15 protein-coding genes are annotated in these 15,338 nt (G+C 66.7%); 10 read left to right on the forward strand and 5 right to left on the reverse strand.

What is annotated here, in order from left to right:
• The first annotated feature begins 26 nt into the window (after nt 1-26).
• Nucleotides 27-764: an S-methyl-5'-thioinosine phosphorylase gene (locus tag GO606_RS12765; RefSeq protein ID WP_169118251.1), complete on the forward strand. Its 738-nt coding sequence runs from the start codon at nt 27-29 to the stop codon at nt 762-764.
• Between the two features lie 41 nt (nt 765-805).
• On the opposite strand, the gene GO606_RS12770 is transcribed toward GO606_RS12765, so the two are convergent.
• The 4 genes from GO606_RS12770 to GO606_RS12785 form a co-directional block, all read right to left on the reverse strand.
• Entirely contained in the window at nt 806-1,222 is a 417-nt protein-coding gene (locus GO606_RS12770; RefSeq protein ID WP_169118250.1) for a carboxypeptidase regulatory-like domain-containing protein, read from the reverse strand.
• A 114-nt stretch (nt 1,223-1,336) separates the two neighbouring features.
• Nucleotides 1,337-1,810, reverse strand: coding sequence for a YbhB/YbcL family Raf kinase inhibitor-like protein (locus GO606_RS12775; RefSeq protein ID WP_169118249.1), 474 nt, complete (start codon nt 1,808-1,810; stop codon nt 1,337-1,339).
• 48 nt (nt 1,811-1,858) lie between these two features.
• Nucleotides 1,859-3,262, reverse strand: a complete 1,404-nt coding sequence (locus tag GO606_RS12780; RefSeq protein ID WP_169118248.1) for a nicotinate phosphoribosyltransferase — start codon at nt 3,260-3,262, stop codon at nt 1,859-1,861.
• Between the two features lie 4 nt (nt 3,263-3,266).
• Nucleotides 3,267-3,866, reverse strand: coding sequence for an isochorismatase family protein (locus GO606_RS12785; RefSeq protein WP_169118247.1), 600 nt, complete (start codon nt 3,864-3,866; stop codon nt 3,267-3,269).
• A 212-nt stretch (nt 3,867-4,078) separates the two neighbouring features.
• On the opposite strand from GO606_RS12785, the gene sufB reads away from it, so the two are divergent.
• The 8 genes from sufB (at nt 4,079) to GO606_RS12825 (ending at nt 11,396) form a co-directional block, all read left to right on the forward strand.
• Nucleotides 4,079-5,527, forward strand: coding sequence for a Fe-S cluster assembly protein SufB (sufB, locus tag GO606_RS12790; RefSeq protein ID WP_169118246.1), 1,449 nt, complete (start codon nt 4,079-4,081; stop codon nt 5,525-5,527).
• Nucleotides 5,528-5,547: 20 nt separating this feature from the next.
• On the forward strand, nt 5,548-6,333 hold the full coding sequence (sufC, locus tag GO606_RS12795; protein ID WP_169118245.1) for a Fe-S cluster assembly ATPase SufC: 786 nt from the start codon (nt 5,548-5,550) through the stop codon (nt 6,331-6,333).
• Nucleotides 6,330-7,688, forward strand: coding sequence for a Fe-S cluster assembly protein SufD (gene sufD / locus GO606_RS12800; protein ID WP_169118244.1), 1,359 nt, complete (start codon nt 6,330-6,332; stop codon nt 7,686-7,688). The genes sufC and sufD overlap by 4 nt, the downstream gene beginning before the upstream one ends.
• Nucleotides 7,664-8,950 (forward strand): cysteine desulfurase, encoded by a 1,287-nt coding sequence (locus GO606_RS12805; protein WP_246979547.1) that lies wholly within the window; start codon nt 7,664-7,666, stop codon nt 8,948-8,950. Before sufD ends, GO606_RS12805 begins: the two co-directional genes overlap by 25 nt.
• Nucleotides 8,943-9,395 carry a Fe-S cluster assembly sulfur transfer protein SufU gene (gene sufU / locus GO606_RS12810; RefSeq protein ID WP_169118243.1) on the forward strand — a complete coding sequence of 151 codons (453 nt, stop codon included), beginning with the start codon at nt 8,943-8,945 and terminating at the stop codon, nt 9,393-9,395. The genes GO606_RS12805 and sufU overlap by 8 nt, the downstream gene beginning before the upstream one ends.
• Nucleotides 9,396-9,398: 3 nt before the next feature.
• Nucleotides 9,399-9,770, forward strand: a complete 372-nt coding sequence (locus GO606_RS12815; protein WP_169118242.1) for an SUF system Fe-S cluster assembly protein — start codon at nt 9,399-9,401, stop codon at nt 9,768-9,770.
• Nucleotides 9,771-9,783: 13 nt separating this feature from the next.
• On the forward strand, nt 9,784-10,107 hold the full coding sequence (locus GO606_RS12820) for a Rieske (2Fe-2S) protein (protein WP_169118241.1): 324 nt from the start codon (nt 9,784-9,786) through the stop codon (nt 10,105-10,107).
• 161 nt (nt 10,108-10,268) lie between these two features.
• Nucleotides 10,269-11,396, forward strand: coding sequence for an aminotransferase class V-fold PLP-dependent enzyme (locus GO606_RS12825; RefSeq protein WP_169118240.1), 1,128 nt, complete (start codon nt 10,269-10,271; stop codon nt 11,394-11,396).
• A gap of 138 nt (nt 11,397-11,534) precedes the next feature.
• Here the strand turns inward: GO606_RS12825 and GO606_RS12835 are convergent, their stop codons facing one another.
• Complete coding sequence (locus tag GO606_RS12835; protein WP_169118239.1) at nt 11,535-11,747, reverse strand: DUF3079 domain-containing protein; 213 nt, start codon at nt 11,745-11,747, stop codon at nt 11,535-11,537.
• Between the two features lie 461 nt (nt 11,748-12,208).
• On the opposite strand from GO606_RS12835, the gene GO606_RS12840 reads away from it, so the two are divergent.
• Entirely contained in the window at nt 12,209-15,280 is a 3,072-nt protein-coding gene (locus GO606_RS12840) for a BPTD_3080 family restriction endonuclease (protein ID WP_169118238.1), read from the forward strand.
• The last annotated feature ends 58 nt before the right edge of the window (nt 15,281-15,338 follow it).

The following is a 15,338-nucleotide window of genomic DNA, read 5'->3' on the forward strand; positions in this document are numbered from 1 at the left end:
GCGCCGTTTTTCTGGAGACCGACCCGATGCTCGCAATCATTGGCGGTAGCGGACTCACGCAGCTTTCGACGCTCGAGATCGCCCGCCGCGAAGTGGTACGCACCCCTTACGGAGAACCGTCCGGAGCGCTGACGTTCGGCCGCTTGCGCGAGCGGCCGGTGGTCTTTCTCGCGCGCCACGGCTATGGACACACGATCCCGCCGCATCTGGTCAATTACCGCGCAAATTTGTGGGCGCTGAAGCATGTCAAGGCGACCGGCGTGATCTCGGTGGCCTCGGTCGGCGGCATCCGCGACGATTTCGGCCCCGGCGCACTGGTCGTGCCTCACCAGATCATCGACTACACGTGGGGACGCAAGAGCACGTTCTTCGAAGGTGGCGACGAGGGGGTGCATCACATCGATTTCACCCATCCGTACGACGAGCCGTTGCGCCAGCGGATTCTCGCCGCGGGCATGGTGACGGGGGAGCACATCGTCAATGGCGGCGTGTACGCCGCGACGCAGGGGCCGCGCCTTGAGACGGCGGCGGAGGTCAACCGGCTCGAGCGCGATGGCGCCGAACTGGTCGGCATGACCGGGATGCCCGAAGCCGCGCTCGCGCGCGAAATCGGTCTGCCCTATGCCGCGATCAATGTCATCGCGAACTACGCCGCCGGGCGCGGCGCGAGCGAGCGGGGCATCCTCTTCGACAGCATCGAAGTGGTGCTGCAGGATGCGATGGTGCGCGTGCGCCGCGTCCTCGAGGAAGTCTGCAAGTCCTGACGACGGCGCGTGCCCGCCCGGGCGCGCCGGCAATGTCCGGGCTACCAGTAGAAGGTCAGCGATCGCTGTCCGGTGCGCGCCACGCTGGCGTTCCGGGTTTGCTCGCGTCCGTTCGCCATCGCCGTGACGCGGTAGTTGCCGGGAGGCAGTTGCACCAGCATGAGCGGACCGTCGGCTCTCGCTTCGAGAACCTTGCGGCCCGTCGAATCGGCGATCGCGACGTTGATGTCAGCGAGATAATCGCCTGATTTTTCGGCGAAAACGAGTTTCATGTTGAAGTCCTGCGCGGACGCGAGAAGCTGGTTGCGCTCCTCCTCGCCGACCCCGCCGGTCATGTAGCGCACGCCCCCGAACTCCCGCACGTCGAGTGCCGGACCCGCTTCCTGCGCCGTTGCGGCGCCGCCCCACAACCCGGTGGCGAGAACCAACAGACCGGCGGCGATGTTGTGTTTGTTCATCGGGATACCTCCTGTGGTGGAAATCGCCCTTCATGCGACTGGCGGACCGAAGACGAGTTCCGGTCCGCTCGCTTTCGACTTTGCCCGCGCCGCGTGGCCCGCGGCTTTCCGGGCTCACGGCCGCTGGTACGTGCCGACCAGTTCCGCCTGGGCAAGAATGTGGCCCTGCATTGCGCGTTCCAGTTCGGTCTTCGTCGGTGCGCCGAGGGGGGCGAGGACGACGTCGAGGGCGTAGAGCTTGTGGAAGTAGCGGTGCCGGCCGATCGGCGGGCAAGGGCCGCCGTAGCCGGTGCGCTTCCAGTCGTTCGTCCCTTCGCGCGTGCCGGGCGGCAGGTCGGCCATGGCGACGGCTTCGGGCAGGCCGGCCGTTGTCGGCGAGAGGTTGTACAGCACCCAATGCACCCACGTCCGCTGGGGGGCGGCCGGATCCGGCGCATCGGGGTCATCGACGATCAGCGCCAGGCTGCGAGTGTTTTCGGGGATGCCGGACCAGCCCAGGGGCGGGGACACGTCACGCCCGTCGCAAGTGTAGGTGGCGGGAATCGCGCCGCCGTGGGCAAACGCCGTGGAACTCAGATTCAGGCTCATGTTCGTGGCTCCGGTTGTGGGTTAGGGGACCGGTTTGCGCCTCGCCCGTCAGGGGTGATCCGGTGCGTCGGGAGCGGGGGACGGGAATGGCGATCCCTGTTGTTGCCCACGGCGCATGCGCCGGTCGACGGCGTCGGCAAGGGCGCGCAGCCGGTCGGCCACTGTGACCGGATAGGGCGCTGCCGGATCGAGCCCGCGCAGCGCGTCGGGCAGCGCCGCGACCTGGGCGGCAGCGTGCCGGCGCAATGCGGCCAGCGCAGGCGCCGCCTCCAGCCGGCTGCCCGCGCGCATCATCGGCCGCAACAACGGTTCGCCGGAAGCGGGCTCATCCACGGTGGTCAGCAGATCGCCGCTGAAACGGCCCTGCGCGTCATGGCTGCGGTAGACCTGCTTGCGTCCCGGCCACGTGGCCTTGCCTTCGGAGCGCTTGCGTCGCGGCTGCCCCGCGTATTCCTGCAGTTTGTAGGCGCAGTCGAGATACGGATAATCGGCCGAGGTGTTCATCCGCGTGCCGACGCCGAAGCCGTCGATCGGCGCCTGCGCGGCGACGAGGTCGCGCACCGCATGCTCGTCGAGATTGCCGCTGACGAAAATCCGTACGCCGTCCAGTCCGCCGGCATCGAGAATCACGCGCACGCGCCGTGCCAGTTCCGCGAGGTCTCCGCTGTCGATGCGCACCGCCTGGATCGCAATGCCATCCGGCCGCAGCCGTTGGGCCAACGCCACGAGCTGGCGGGCCGCCGCCTCGGTGTCGTAGGTGTCGATCAGCATCGTGTTCGCGCGTGGCTGCGAGCGCGCGAAGTGTTCGAATGCGGACACTTCGTCCTCGTGCGCCTGGATGAAGGAATGGGCCATCGTGCCGTACAGCGGAATGTCCCATTTGACGCCGGCGAGCACCGTCGCGGTGCCGCTGAAACCGGCGAGGTAGCTCGCGCGCGCCGACAGCAGCCCGGCTTCGGCGCCATGCGCGCGGCGCAGCCCGAAGTCGACGAGCAGCCGGCCTCCGGCGGCGATCGCGCAGCGCACCGCCTTCGACGCGACCATGCTCTGGTACTGCAGCAGGTTGATGATCCGCGTTTCGACGAGCTGCGCCTGCGGCAGCGGGGCGGTCACGCGCAGGATCGGCTCGTCGGCGAAGAACACCGTGCCTTCGGCCATCGCGTCGACGTCGCCGGTGAAGCGCAGCGCCGCGAGCCGATCGATGAACTCCTGCCGGAAGCGGCCGCAGGCGGCAAGCCACTCGAGTTCGGCGTCGGAAAAGCGCAGCGTTTCGAGGTAGTCGAGCACCTGCTCGAGGCCGGCCGCGACGAGGAAATTGCGCTGCGGGGGCAGCTTGCGGACGAAGAACTCGAACGCCGCGGTGTGCGTCATGCCGCCGTCGAAATAGGCCTGCAGCATCGTCAGCTGATAGAGATCGGTGAGCAGGGCGGGCGCGGGAGGCAGGTCGGTCATGGCATCAAACAGCCACAGCGCCGCTCGCGACAGGAAGGGCGCCGAGCCGCAGCATCTGCGCGACCGCCTTCGCGCCGTCCCCGGGCGCAGCGTCGACGGCACGGATCGCGTCGGTCAGCAACATCACCGCGTATCCCTTTGCGAGCCCGTCCCTGACGGTGTTGAGCACGCAGTAGTCGGTCGCCAGCCCGCCGACGAAAAGGCGCTGCACGCCCGCGGCGCGCAGGCGTTCGTCGAGGTCGGTGCGGTCGAAGCCGGAATACGCATCGGCGTCCGCGGTGGTCGCTTTCGACACGATCACCGCCGACGCCGGCAGCGCGAGTCCGGGCGGAAACGTGGCGCCGGGAGTGCCGGCGACACAATGGGACGGCCACGGGCCGCCGCGGTCGCGGAACGAGCAGTGATCGGGCGGATGCCAGTCGCGCGTCGCGAAGACCGGCAACCCCCGGTCGGTGAAAGCAACGATCAGCCGGTTCAATGGCGGCACGACTTGATCTGCGCCGGATACGGCGAGGCTGCCGCCGGGAAGGAAATCCTGCTGCACGTCGACCACGACCAGCGCATCGCCGGCCGTCAGGCCGATCGGTCCGTCGCTGCCTTGCATCGGAGCCTCCGATTGGTTAACCCTTCTTACTGTAGACCGTCGCCCGGCTCCTGCCGGCGCGACCGGGTGATCCGGAACGGGCAGCGAGGGGAATTTCAGCGCCGGAGGCGGCGTCGAAGCGGTGAAGTTGCAGCGTTTGCGCACCCGGCGTGAGTCACGTACGGCCTCTTGCCGGCACGGCGAGGAAACACCGGCAGAACGGGGGTGGAGCGATGGGAAACCAGGCATCTCGACTCGACGAACTGATCAGCCACGATTACCGGCACGGTTTCTACACGCCGATGGAAGTCGACAGCGCGCCGGCCGGACTGTCGGAAGACGTGATCCGCCTGATCTCGGCGAAGAAGAACGAGCCCGATTTCATGCTCGACTGGCGGCTCAAGGCTTTTCGCCACTGGCTGACGATGACCGAACCCCGCTGGGCGACGGTCCGTCACCCGCCGATCGACTACCAGGCCATCGTCTATTACTCGGCACCGAAGTCGAGGACGGACGGGCCGAAAAGCCTCGCGGAGGTCGATCCGGAGCTGCTGCGGACCTACGAGAAACTCGGCGTGCCGCTGGAGGAGCGCGAACTCCTCGCGGGCGTCGCGGTGGATGCGGTGTTCGACAGCGTGTCGGTCGCGACGACGTTCAAGGAAAAGCTCGGCGAGCTGGGCATCATCTTCTGCTCGTTCTCGGAAGCGGTGCAGCACCACCCGGAGCTCGTGCGGCAGTATCTCGGCTCGGTCGTGCCCTACACCGACAACTTCTTCGCGACGCTCAATTCGGCGGTGTTCTCGGACGGCTCGTTCTGCTACATCCCGCCGGGCGTGCGCTGCCCGATGGAGCTGTCGACATACTTCCGCATCAACGCGAAGAACACCGGGCAGTTCGAGCGCACGCTGATCATCGCCGACCGCGGCGCGTACGTGAGCTACCTCGAAGGCTGCACCGCGCCGATGCGCGACGAAAACCAGCTGCACGCGGCGGTCGTCGAGCTGGTCGCGCTCGAAGGGGCGCAGATCAAGTATTCGACGGTGCAGAACTGGTATCCCGGCGACAAGGACGGCAAGGGCGGCATCTACAATTTCGTCACGAAGCGCGGCGACTGTCGCGAGGCGAATTCGAAGATCTCGTGGACCCAGGTCGAGACCGGCTCGGCGATCACGTGGAAGTATCCGAGCGTGATCCTGCAGGGCGACAATTCGGTCGGCGAATTCCATTCGGTCGCGCTGACGAACCACTGGCAGCAGGCCGACACCGGCACGAAGATGATCCACCTCGGCCGCAACACGAAGAGCACGATCCTGTCGAAAGGCATTTCGGCGGGCCACGGCAGCAACGCCTATCGCGGCCTCGTGAAGGTCGCGAAGAGCGCGGCGAACGCGCGCAACTACACGCAGTGCGACTCGCTGCTGCTCGGCGACCGCTGCGCGGCGCACACTTTCCCGTACATCGAAGTGAAGAACGCGAGCGCGCGCGTCGAGCATGAAGCCTCGACGTCGCGCATCGGCGAGGACCAGCTGTTCTACTGCCAGAGCCGCGGTGTCAGCGCCGAGGATGCGGTGTCGCTGATCGTTTCCGGTTTCTGCAGGGAAGTGTTCAAGGAACTGCCGATGGAGTTCGCGGTGGAAGCGCAGAAGCTCCTCGGCGTGAGCCTCGAAGGCAGCATCGGGTAATCACCGGAGGAAGGCGGGACATGCTGGAGATCCGCAACCTGCACGTGACGGTCGACGAGGGAACGACAAAGCGGCCGATCCTGCGCGGCCTCGACCTGGCGGTCGGCGCGGGCGAAGTGCACGCGATCATGGGCCCCAACGGCTCCGGCAAGAGCACGCTCGCGCATGTGCTCGCAGGGCGGGAAGGCTACGTCGTGACCGCGGGCGAAGTGCTTTACCGCGGCGCGAACCTGCTCGATCTGCCGCCCGAGACGCGCGCCCGCGAAGGGATCTTCCTCGCGTTCCAGTACCCGGTCGAGATTCCCGGCGTCGCGAACATCTATCTGCTGAAGGCGGCACTCAACGCCGCGCGCAAGCACCGCGGCGAAGCGGAGCTCGATGCGTTGGATTTCCTCGCGCTCGTGAAGGCGAAGCTGCGCCTGATGCAGATGGACGAGAGCCTGCTGTACCGCGCGGTCAACGAAGGCTTTTCGGGCGGCGAGAAAAAGCGCAACGAGATCCTGCAGATGGCGGTACTCGAACCGCAGCTGGCGATCCTCGACGAGACCGACTCCGGGCTCGACATCGACGCGCTGAAAGTCGTCGCGAACGGCGTCAATGCGATGCGCAGCCCCGAGCGCGCGATGATCCTCGTGACGCATTACCAGCGTTTGCTCGACCACATCCGGCCGGACCGCGTACACGTGCTGGCGCACGGGCGCATCGCGCTGTCCGGCGGGCCGGAACTCGCGCTCGAACTGGAGCGGCGCGGCTACGGCTGGGTCGAGGCGAAAGCGCTGGAGACGGCCGCGGGAGCCCGGCCATGACGACCGGCGCGCGCGAGCACTATCTCGGCCGGTTCGCCGCGCACCGGGCGCGGCTTGCGGGCGCGTCGCTGCCCTGGCTGCAGCGCCTGCGCGACGCGGCGATCGAGCGCTTCGCCGGGCTCGGCCTGCCGACGACCCGCGAGGAAGACTGGAAATACACGAACCTGTCGGCGCTCGAGCGGCGGCTGTTCGACGTCGTGGCCGACGGCGCGCAGTTTTCAGGCTTCCGCAATGACGTCGCCGAGCGCGAACTTGCGCGTCACGCGCTCGACGACACGCACCGGCTGGTGTTCGTCGATGGCCGCTATGCGCCGGGGCTGTCGCATGTCGCCTCGCTGCCGCGTGGTGCGGAAATCGGCAGCCTCGCGGAACTGGTCGCGACTCGCCCGGAGGTCGCGGCCGAGCTTCTCGACACCGATCCGGAAGCCGAGGCGAACGGTCTTGCGGCGCTGAATGCGGCGTTCTGGACGGACGGCGCGTATATCGACCTTGCACCCGGCGTCGCGATCGACGCGCCGGTCCATCTGCTGTTCGTCGCCACCCGCATGGATCTCGCGAGCTTCCCGCGTATCGTCGTCCGCACCGGGGCGGGCGCCGAAGCAACGGTGATCGAGCATTACGCGGGCAGCGACGACGCGGTCTACCTCACCGACGCAGTGACGCGGATCGACGCCGGCGCGGGCGCGCGCGTCACGCATGTCAAAGTGCAACAGGAGAGCCGGCGGGGTTTCCATATTGCCGGCATCCACACCTTGCAGGCGGCGGACAGTCGCTTCGCGTCGCATTCGTTCGCGTTCGGCGGCCAGCTCGCGCGCAACGACATCGCGACCCGGCTCGAGGCCGAAGGCTGCAACGCGAAGCTCGCCGGGCTGTATGTCGGCAGCGGGCGCCAGCATCACGATCACCACACCTGCATCGACCACGCCCGCCCGCGCGGCACGAGCCGCGAGCTCTACAAGGGCGTGCTCGACGACGCGTCGCGCGCGGTTTTCAACGGCCGCGTCATCGTGCGCCCCGGCGCCCAGCGCACCGACGCGCAGCAGTCGAACCACAACTTGCTGTTGTCGGATGGCGCCGAGGTCAACACCAAGCCGCAACTGGAAATCTGGGCTGACGATGTCCAATGCGCGCATGGCGCGACCGTCGGACAGCTCGACGCCGACCGGCTGCACTACCTGCGCGCGCGTGGCCTCGACGCTGCGACGGCGCGCGGATTGCTGATTCACGCGTTCGCGGCCGACGTGCTTCGTGATATTACTCACGCCGGGCTGCGGGCGCGGCTGTCCACGCTCCTGCCCGGACAACTGCCTGAGGACATGGGGGAACTGGAATGCGAACTTCTGCCAACGAGTTGAACGCGCTGCGTGTCGCGGCACCCGCTGCGGGCGGGATCGCCCCGCCGCTCGATGTCGCTCGGCTGCGCGCCGACTTCCCGATCCTCGCCCGCGAGGTCAATGGCAAGCCGCTCGTCTATCTCGACAACGCCGCGACGAGCCAGAAACCGCGTTGCGTGATCGACGCGCAAGCGCATTACTACGCCCAACTCAACGCGAACGTGCACCGCGGCGTGCATCGCCTGAGCCAGGAGGCGACCGACGCTTTCGAGGCCACGCGCGACACGGTGCAGCGCTTTGTGAACGCCGCGCGGCGCGAGGAGATCGTCTTCGTGCGCGGCACGACCGAAGCGATCAACCTCGTCGCGAACAGTTTCGGCGGACGTTTCCGCCCGGGCGACGAGATCCTCATCACCGCCATGGAGCACCATTCGAACATCGTGCCGTGGCAACTCGCCTGCGAGCGGAGCGGCGCGGTGCTGAAAGTCGCGCCCGTCAATGACGAGGGTGAACTGCTCGTCGCGGAGTTCGAGCGTCTGCTCGGGAACCGCACGCGGATCGTCGCGCTGGCGCATGTGTCGAACGCGCTCGGCACGATCAACCCGGTGCGCGAGCTCATCGACATGGCGCACGCGCGCGGCGTGCCGGTGCTGCTCGACGGCGCCCAGGCGGTGCCGCATGTCGCGGTCGACGTGCAGGCGCTCGACTGCGACTTCTACGCGTTCTCGGCGCACAAGCTCTATGGGCCGACCGGCATCGGCGTGCTGTACGGCAAGGCTGCGCTGCTCGACGCGATGCCGCCGTGGCAGGGCGGCGGCGACATGATCCGGCAGGTGAGCTTCGCGGGCACGACGTACAACGAGCTGCCGTACAAGTTCGAAGCGGGCACGCCGGACATCGCCGGCGCGGTCGCGCTCGGCGCGGCGATCCGTTACGTCGAAGCGACAGGAATCGCCGCGATCGCCGCGCACGAACACGCGCTGCTCGAGCACGCCACCCGGCAGGCGCGCGCGATGCCAGGCCTGCGCCTCGTCGGCACCGCGCGCAACAAGGCCGCGATCCTGTCGTTCGTGTTCGACGACATCCATGCGCACGACGTCGGCACGATCCTCGACCACGAAGGGGTCGCGGTCCGCACCGGGCACCACTGCGCGATGCCGCTGATGGAACGCTTCGGCGTGCCGGCGACGGTGCGCGCGTCGTTCGCGATGTACAACACGCACGACGAGGTCGACGCGCTGTTTGCCGCATTGCGCCGCGTGCGGGAGGTGTTCGATGGGTGAGCTGCGCGACCTGTACCAGGAAGTGATCCTCGATCACGGCCGGCGCCCGCGCAATTTCGGTCCGCTGCCGGACGCCGACCGGCACGCGGAAGGCTTCAACCCGCTGTGCGGCGACAGGATCACGCTGCACCTGAAAACGCGCGACGGGGTCATCGAGGACGTGCATTTCGAAGGCGCCGGCTGCGCGATATCGATCGCGTCGGCGTCGCTGATGAGCGAAGCCCTGAAAGGCAAGACGCCAGCGCAGGCGGCGGCGATGTTCGACGCCTTCCATGCGCTCGTGACCGGCCATGCCGCGGAGCAGGGCGGGCCTGCGCTGGGCAAGCTCGAAGTGCTCGGCGGCGTCGCGGAGTTCCCGATGCGGGTCAAATGCGCAACCCTCGCTTGGCATACCTTGCAGGCGGCGCTGCGCGGCGACACGCAGCCGGTGTCGACGGAGGCGTGAGCGATGAGCGTGTTCGACTGGCTGCACCAGGGCGAAAAGCAGACGGCAGGCGAGGGCAGCGCGCCGGGCGAAGCACTGCGCACCGATGTCATCGCTGCGCTGCGCACCGTGTACGACCCGGAAATCCCGGTCAACATCTACGACCTCGGGCTGATCTACGGCCTCGATATCGACGACGCGAGCGGCAGGGTCGACATCCGCATGACGCTCACCGCGCCGGGCTGCCCGGTCGCAGCGACTTTTCCCGGCACCGTCGAGGAGGCGGTGAAGGCCGTCGAAGGGGTGCGGGAAGCGCATGTCGAACTCGTCTGGGATCCGCCGTGGTCGCGCGAATTGATGAGCGAGATCGCGCTTTTCGAACTCGGGCTGCTTTGAGCGCGAACGCGACATGGCACTCTGGCTCGACGTCGCCGCGGTCGACGATTTCCCGCAAGGTTCCGCCCGGGTGGTCATGCTCGATGACGGCCGGCAGGTCGCGGTGTTCAATGCCGGCGGGCAGTTCCACGCGCTCGAGGACCGCTGCAGCCACGAGGACGAGAACCTGTCGTGGGGCGTCATCGAAGGCGAGGAGGTCATCTGCCCGCGCCACGGCGCGCACTTCTCGCTGCGGACCGGCGCGGCGCTGTCGCCCCCGGCTTACGAGCCGGTCGCGACTTTCGCGGTCCGCGTCGTACGCGGCATCGTCCAGATCGACGCCGACAGCGGAACGTGAATGCCTTCGTCACCGGCGGCGAGATCCCTCGCCGCGGCACTTCGCCCGCCACGCATCGCCCGCAGCCCGTGCCCCCCGCAGCCGCCGGCAGGGGATGGTCCGCGGCAGTCAGTCCGGGGTATCCTCGCCCGTCCTTTCCGTTTCTCTTGCAGGAGCTCACTGTGCCAGGCTTGTTGCGCCATCCCGACCCGGACGGGTTGCTCGAATATTCGGTGGTCTATACCGACCGCTCGCTCAATCACATGTCGCGGGCCTTCCAGCGTGTCATGAACGACATCTCGCGCATGCTCAAGGAAGTCTACAACGCGAAATCCGCGATCGTCGTCCCCGGCAGCGGCACCTTCGGCATGGAAGCCGTCGCCCGCCAGTTCGCCACCGGCCGCAAGTGCCTCGTCATCCGCAACGGCTGGTTCAGTTATCGCTGGACGCAGATCTTCGACATGGGGAACATCCCCGCCGAATCGATCGTCCTGAAGGCGCGCCCCGTCGAGGACAGACCGCAGGCCGCGTTCGCACCGGCTCCCGTCGAGGAAGTCGTCCGGACGATACGGGAGCAGAAGCCCAACGTCGTCTTCGCCCCGCACGTCGAGACCTCCAGCGGCATGATGCTGCCCGACACCTACCTGCGCGCCGTCGCCGACGCGGTGCATTCGGTCGGCGGCCTGTTCGTGCTCGACTGCATCGCGTCCGGCACGATCTGGGTGGACATGCAGGCCACTGGCATCGACATCCTGATCAGCGCGCCGCAGAAAGGCTGGAGCGGTTCGCCGTGCTGCGCGCTCGTGATGCTGGGCGAAGGCGCCCGCGCGAAAATCGAGACCACCACGAGCACCAGCTTTGCGTGCGACCTGCGCAAGTGGCTGCAGATCATGGAGGCTTACGAGAACGGCGGCCACATGTACCACGCGACGATGCCGACCGACGCGCTGACGACGCTGCGCGACGTGATGAAGGAGACGCGCGACTACGGTTTCGACAAGGTGCGCCGCGAGCAGCAGGAACTGGGCGACAGCGTGCGTGCGCTGCTGACCCGCAAAGGCTTCAGGAGCGTCGCCGCGGAAGGTTTCCAGGCGCCAGGCGTGGTCGTCAGCTACACCGACGACGGGGAAATGCAGTCCGGCCGGGCATTATCCGCACAGGGCCTGCAGATCGCCGCGGGCGTCCCGCTGCAGTGCGACGAACCGGCGGACTTCCGCACGTTCCGCATCGGCCTCTTCGGCCTGGACAAGTTGCACGACGTCGAGCGCACCGTCCGCTACCTCGATGAGGCGCTGAACCGCGCCGGCTGACCGGCCTCGGTCCCCCGACGGCACGCTGGTCATGCCGTCGTGGACCGGCAGCGACGACGAACCCTTCAATCCGAAGCGCCCCCCGGCGACGACCGATCTGGGCATCGTGCCGGAGACCTTCTGGCGGCCGCCCGGCTATCAGGACGAGCTGTCCTCCGGCTTCTTCGCTTCCTCGGCGGACTCCAGGTCCCAGTCGCCGTAGGTGTACCAGTCGTCGCCGAGCATCTCCGCCGGGTGCATCGTCCGCCCCGAGCCGTTCCCACACGCGAGCGAATCCGTCGGGCAATACTTGTCGCAACCCCAGCAGATGCGTTCGGGATGTTTGGGATGCAGCGGGAATTTCTTTGCCATTCTCGGGGTGACAGGACGGGCAGGGCGGGATGTGGTGAGCAAGATACTCGGCCAAGCGGACAAGTACTTGAGACGCGTCAAGAAAGGCGGCATTGCCGTCCGATCGGCGCCCCAGGCAGTCCGCCCCGCCGTGACTTTGTGCTGTTCAAACTCGATTGCGGCTATGTACCATTCATCCCGTTTCTACAAAAAGTGATGCCGGACGGGTGAGCGATTCATCCTATGGCGCACCGAGGTTTCGGATGAGTTCGAAGTTCGGCCCCTGCTTCTTGTGGCCGGAGGATACGAGGTGCAGGAACGGGTAAGGGAATTTCGGGGGGTACGCGATAAACATTGGCATAATTGCTGGCGCTGAACGAAGCGGACGCTGGTGTTCCATTCCGCAATGATCGCGAGATCCCCGTAAATGTGTCTCGCGAGGTAGAAACCTGCGAACGGATAACCGCAAGCGCGCATGAAGCATGAATAATCCATTCTTCGAACATCCCATCCTCAACTCGCCCTACGGCTATCCGGCAAGCCACTGGGAGTTGGACGAGCAGGGGCAGCCGACCCAACGAATCGTCGAAAGCCGGCGCCGGGCCGAGTTCATCACGCCGATACCCAAGCCCCGTAAGCAAAAAGGCGGTCAGCAGGCGGCGCTGCTGTTCGACGAGGGCAAGGGGCTTTCCTCCGAAACTCAGCAATACGACCACACTGCTACGATCAACGCAGTGCGTGCGGAAGTCGACAAGTGGCGCCAGCTACCCAATCCCAGTGATTGGCGCGTCACCCCCGAGACGGCTCGCCTCCTCCAACACTGGCGGCATCACCCCTTCAGCGGTATCCGCCCTTTTTTCTGCCAGATCGAGGCCGTCGAAACCGCCATCTGGCTGACCGAGGTCGCCCCGCAGATCGGCAAGAACGGGCAACGTTTCCTCGATCACCTCGCCAACGCCAACGCCGAAGCCAACCCCGAGTTGATGCGCCTCGCGCTCAAGCTCGCCACCGGCGCCGGGAAGACCACAGTGATGGCCATGCTCATTGCCTGGCAGACGATCAATGCGGTGCGTTACCCCGCTAGCCGCCGCTTCACCCGCGGCTTCCTGCTCGTCGCCCCCGGCTTGACCATCCGCGACCGTCTGCGAGTGCTGCAACCAAACGATCCGGACAGCTACTACGCCAGTCGCGAGCTTCTGCCCAGCGACATGCTGGGTGAGCTGGACCGAGCCCGCATCGTCATCACCAACTACCACGCCTTCAAGCTGCGCGAGCGCATACCGCTGTCGAAGGGCGGTCGGCTGCTGCTGCAGGGCCGCGACGGTGCGCCGCTCGACACGCTGGAAACGGAAGGGCAAATGCTTCAGCGTGTCATGCCCGAACTGATGGGCATGAAGAACGTCATGGTCATCAACGACGAAGCGCACCATTGTTACCGCGAGAAGGCCGAGCCCCTCGGCGACGATGACCTGAAGGGTGACGAGAAGAAGGAAGCCGAACAGAACAACGAGGCCGCCCGTTTGTGGATCTCAGGCCTCGAAGCGGTCAAGCGCAAGCTCGGCATTGCCCGGGTGATGGACCTTTCCGCCACGCCGTTTTTCCTGCGCGGTTCGGGTTACGCCGAGGGCACCCTGTTCCCCTGGACCATGAGCGACTTCTCGCTGATGGACGCCATCGAATGCGGCATCGTCAAACTGCCCCGGGTGCCGGTCGCCGACAACATCCCCGGCGGCGAAATGCCCAAGTTTCGCAACCTGTGGGAACACATCCGCAGCCGCATGCCGAAGAAGGGCCGCGGCAAGGCCAGGACGCTCGACCCGCTCAGCCTGCCGGTGGAACTGCAAACCGCGCTCGAAGCCCTCTACGGCCACTATCAGAAGACCTACGCGCTGTGGGAGCAGGCCGGCATCCGCGTGCCGCCGTGCTTCATCGTGGTCTGCAACAACACCTCCACGTCGAAGCTCGTCTACGACTACATCTCCGGGTTCCAGCGTGAGAACGACGACGGATCGAGTACGCTGGAGAATGGCCGCCTGCCGCTCTTCCGCAACTTCGACGAACACGGCAACCCGCTCGCCCGCCCGCGCACGCTGCTCATCGACAGCGAACAGCTCGAATCCGGCGAGGCGCTCGACAGTAACTTCCGAGAGATGGCCGCCGACGAGATCGAGCGATTCCGCCGCGAGATCATCGAGCGCACCGGCGACCGCCAGCGCGCCGAGAACATCACCGACCAGGACATGCTGCGCGAGGTGATGAACACCGTCGGCAAGGAAGGCCGGCTCGGCGAGTCCATCCGCTGTGTGGTGTCCGTGTCGATGCTCACCGAAGGCTGGGACGCAAACACCGTCACCCACGTGCTGGGCGTACGCGCGTTCGGCACCCAGTTGTTGTGCGAGCAGGTCATCGGCCGCGCGTTGCGTCGCCAGTCCTACGACCTCAACGAAGAAGGCTTCTTCAACACCGAGTACGCCGACGTGCTCGGCATCCCCTTCGACTTCACCGCCAAGCCGGTCGTCGCACCCCCTCAGCCGCCGCGCGAAACCATCCAGGTGAAGGCCGTGCGCCCCGAGCGCGATGCGCTGGAGATCCGCTTTCCGCGCGTGCAGGGCTATCGCGTCGAGCTTCCCGAGGAGCGGCTCACCGCCGCCTTCAACGACGACTCGGTGCTCGTGCTCACGCCCGATCTCGTCGGCCCCTCCATCACCAAGAACGCCGGCATCATCGGCGAGGTGATCGACCTCAGCCTCGAACACCTCGGCGACATGCGCCACTCGACGCTGCTGATGCATCTCACCAAGCGCCTGCTCTACAGCAAGTGGCGCGACCCCGGCGAGGAGCCCAAGCTGCACCTCTTCGGCCAGCTCAAGCGCATTACCAAGGAGTGGCTCGACACCTGCCTGCAGTGCAAGGGCGGCACCTATCCCGCCCAGCTCATGTACCAGGAGCTTGCCGACATGGCCTGCACGCGCATCACCGCCGGCATCACCCGCGCACTGGAAGGCGAGCGCCCGATCAAGGCCGTGCTCGACCCCTACAACCCCACCGGCTCCACCGCCCACGTCAGCTTCAACACCTCGAAGACCGAGCGCTGGCAAACCGACCCGCGCCGCAGCCACCTCAACTGGGTGATCCTCGACAGCGACTGGGAGGCCGAATTCTGCCGCGTCGCCGAGGCGCACCCGAAGGTGCTGGCTTACGTCAAGAACCACAATCTCGGCCTCGAGGTGCCTTACCGCTACGGCTCCGAAACGCGCAAGTACTTGCCGGACTTCGTCGTCCTCGTCGACGACGGCAGCGGCGAGAGTGGCCAGATGAGCGACCCGCTGCACCTCGTCGTCGAGATCAAGGGCTACCGTCGCGAGGACGCCAAGGAGAAGAAGGCCACCATGGATACCTACTGGGTGCCGGCCGTGAACAACCTCGCCAAGTACGGCCGCTGGGCCTTTGCCGAGTTCACCGACGTCTGGCAAATGCAGGACGACTTCGCCAAGAAGGTGGAGGCGGAGTTCGATCGCATGCTCGACGAGGCCGCACCGGGGATGGGGGCGTGAGTTTGAACGTGCGCAAGAATGGCCCATTGCTATGCATGTCTGGCGGGACGTGCATAGA

The sequence above is a fragment of the Aromatoleum anaerobium genome (genome assembly GCF_012910705.2).
Lineage (GTDB): Bacteria > Pseudomonadota > Gammaproteobacteria > Burkholderiales > Rhodocyclaceae > Aromatoleum > Aromatoleum anaerobium.

Bases quoted from the DNA above. Each gene is read 5' to 3' on its own strand.
- GO606_RS12770 (WP_169118250.1), bottom strand. From the start codon at position 1,222: ATGAACAAACACAACATCGCCGCCGGTCTGTTGGTTCTCGCCACCGGG.
- sufB (WP_169118246.1), top strand. From the start codon at position 4,079: ATGGGAAACCAGGCATCTCGACTCGACGAACTGATCAGCCACGATTAC.
- GO606_RS12840 (WP_169118238.1), top strand. From the start codon at position 12,209: ATGAATAATCCATTCTTCGAACATCCCATCCTCAACTCGCCCTACGGC.
- sufC (WP_169118245.1), top strand. From the start codon at position 5,548: ATGCTGGAGATCCGCAACCTGCACGTGACGGTCGACGAGGGAACGACA.
- sufD (WP_169118244.1), top strand. From the start codon at position 6,330: ATGACGACCGGCGCGCGCGAGCACTATCTCGGCCGGTTCGCCGCGCAC.
- GO606_RS12785 (WP_169118247.1), bottom strand. From the start codon at position 3,866: ATGCAAGGCAGCGACGGACCGATCGGCCTGACGGCCGGCGATGCGCTG.
- GO606_RS12820 (WP_169118241.1), top strand. From the start codon at position 9,784: ATGGCACTCTGGCTCGACGTCGCCGCGGTCGACGATTTCCCGCAAGGT.
- GO606_RS12805 (WP_246979547.1), top strand. From the start codon at position 7,664: ATGCGAACTTCTGCCAACGAGTTGAACGCGCTGCGTGTCGCGGCACCC.
- sufU (WP_169118243.1), top strand. From the start codon at position 8,943: ATGGGTGAGCTGCGCGACCTGTACCAGGAAGTGATCCTCGATCACGGC.
- GO606_RS12835 (WP_169118239.1), bottom strand. From the start codon at position 11,747: ATGGCAAAGAAATTCCCGCTGCATCCCAAACATCCCGAACGCATCTGC.
- GO606_RS12780 (WP_169118248.1), bottom strand. From the start codon at position 3,262: ATGACCGACCTGCCTCCCGCGCCCGCCCTGCTCACCGATCTCTATCAG.
- GO606_RS12815 (WP_169118242.1), top strand. From the start codon at position 9,399: ATGAGCGTGTTCGACTGGCTGCACCAGGGCGAAAAGCAGACGGCAGGC.
- GO606_RS12775 (WP_169118249.1), bottom strand. From the start codon at position 1,810: ATGAGCCTGAATCTGAGTTCCACGGCGTTTGCCCACGGCGGCGCGATT.
- GO606_RS12765 (WP_169118251.1), top strand. From the start codon at position 27: ATGCTCGCAATCATTGGCGGTAGCGGACTCACGCAGCTTTCGACGCTC.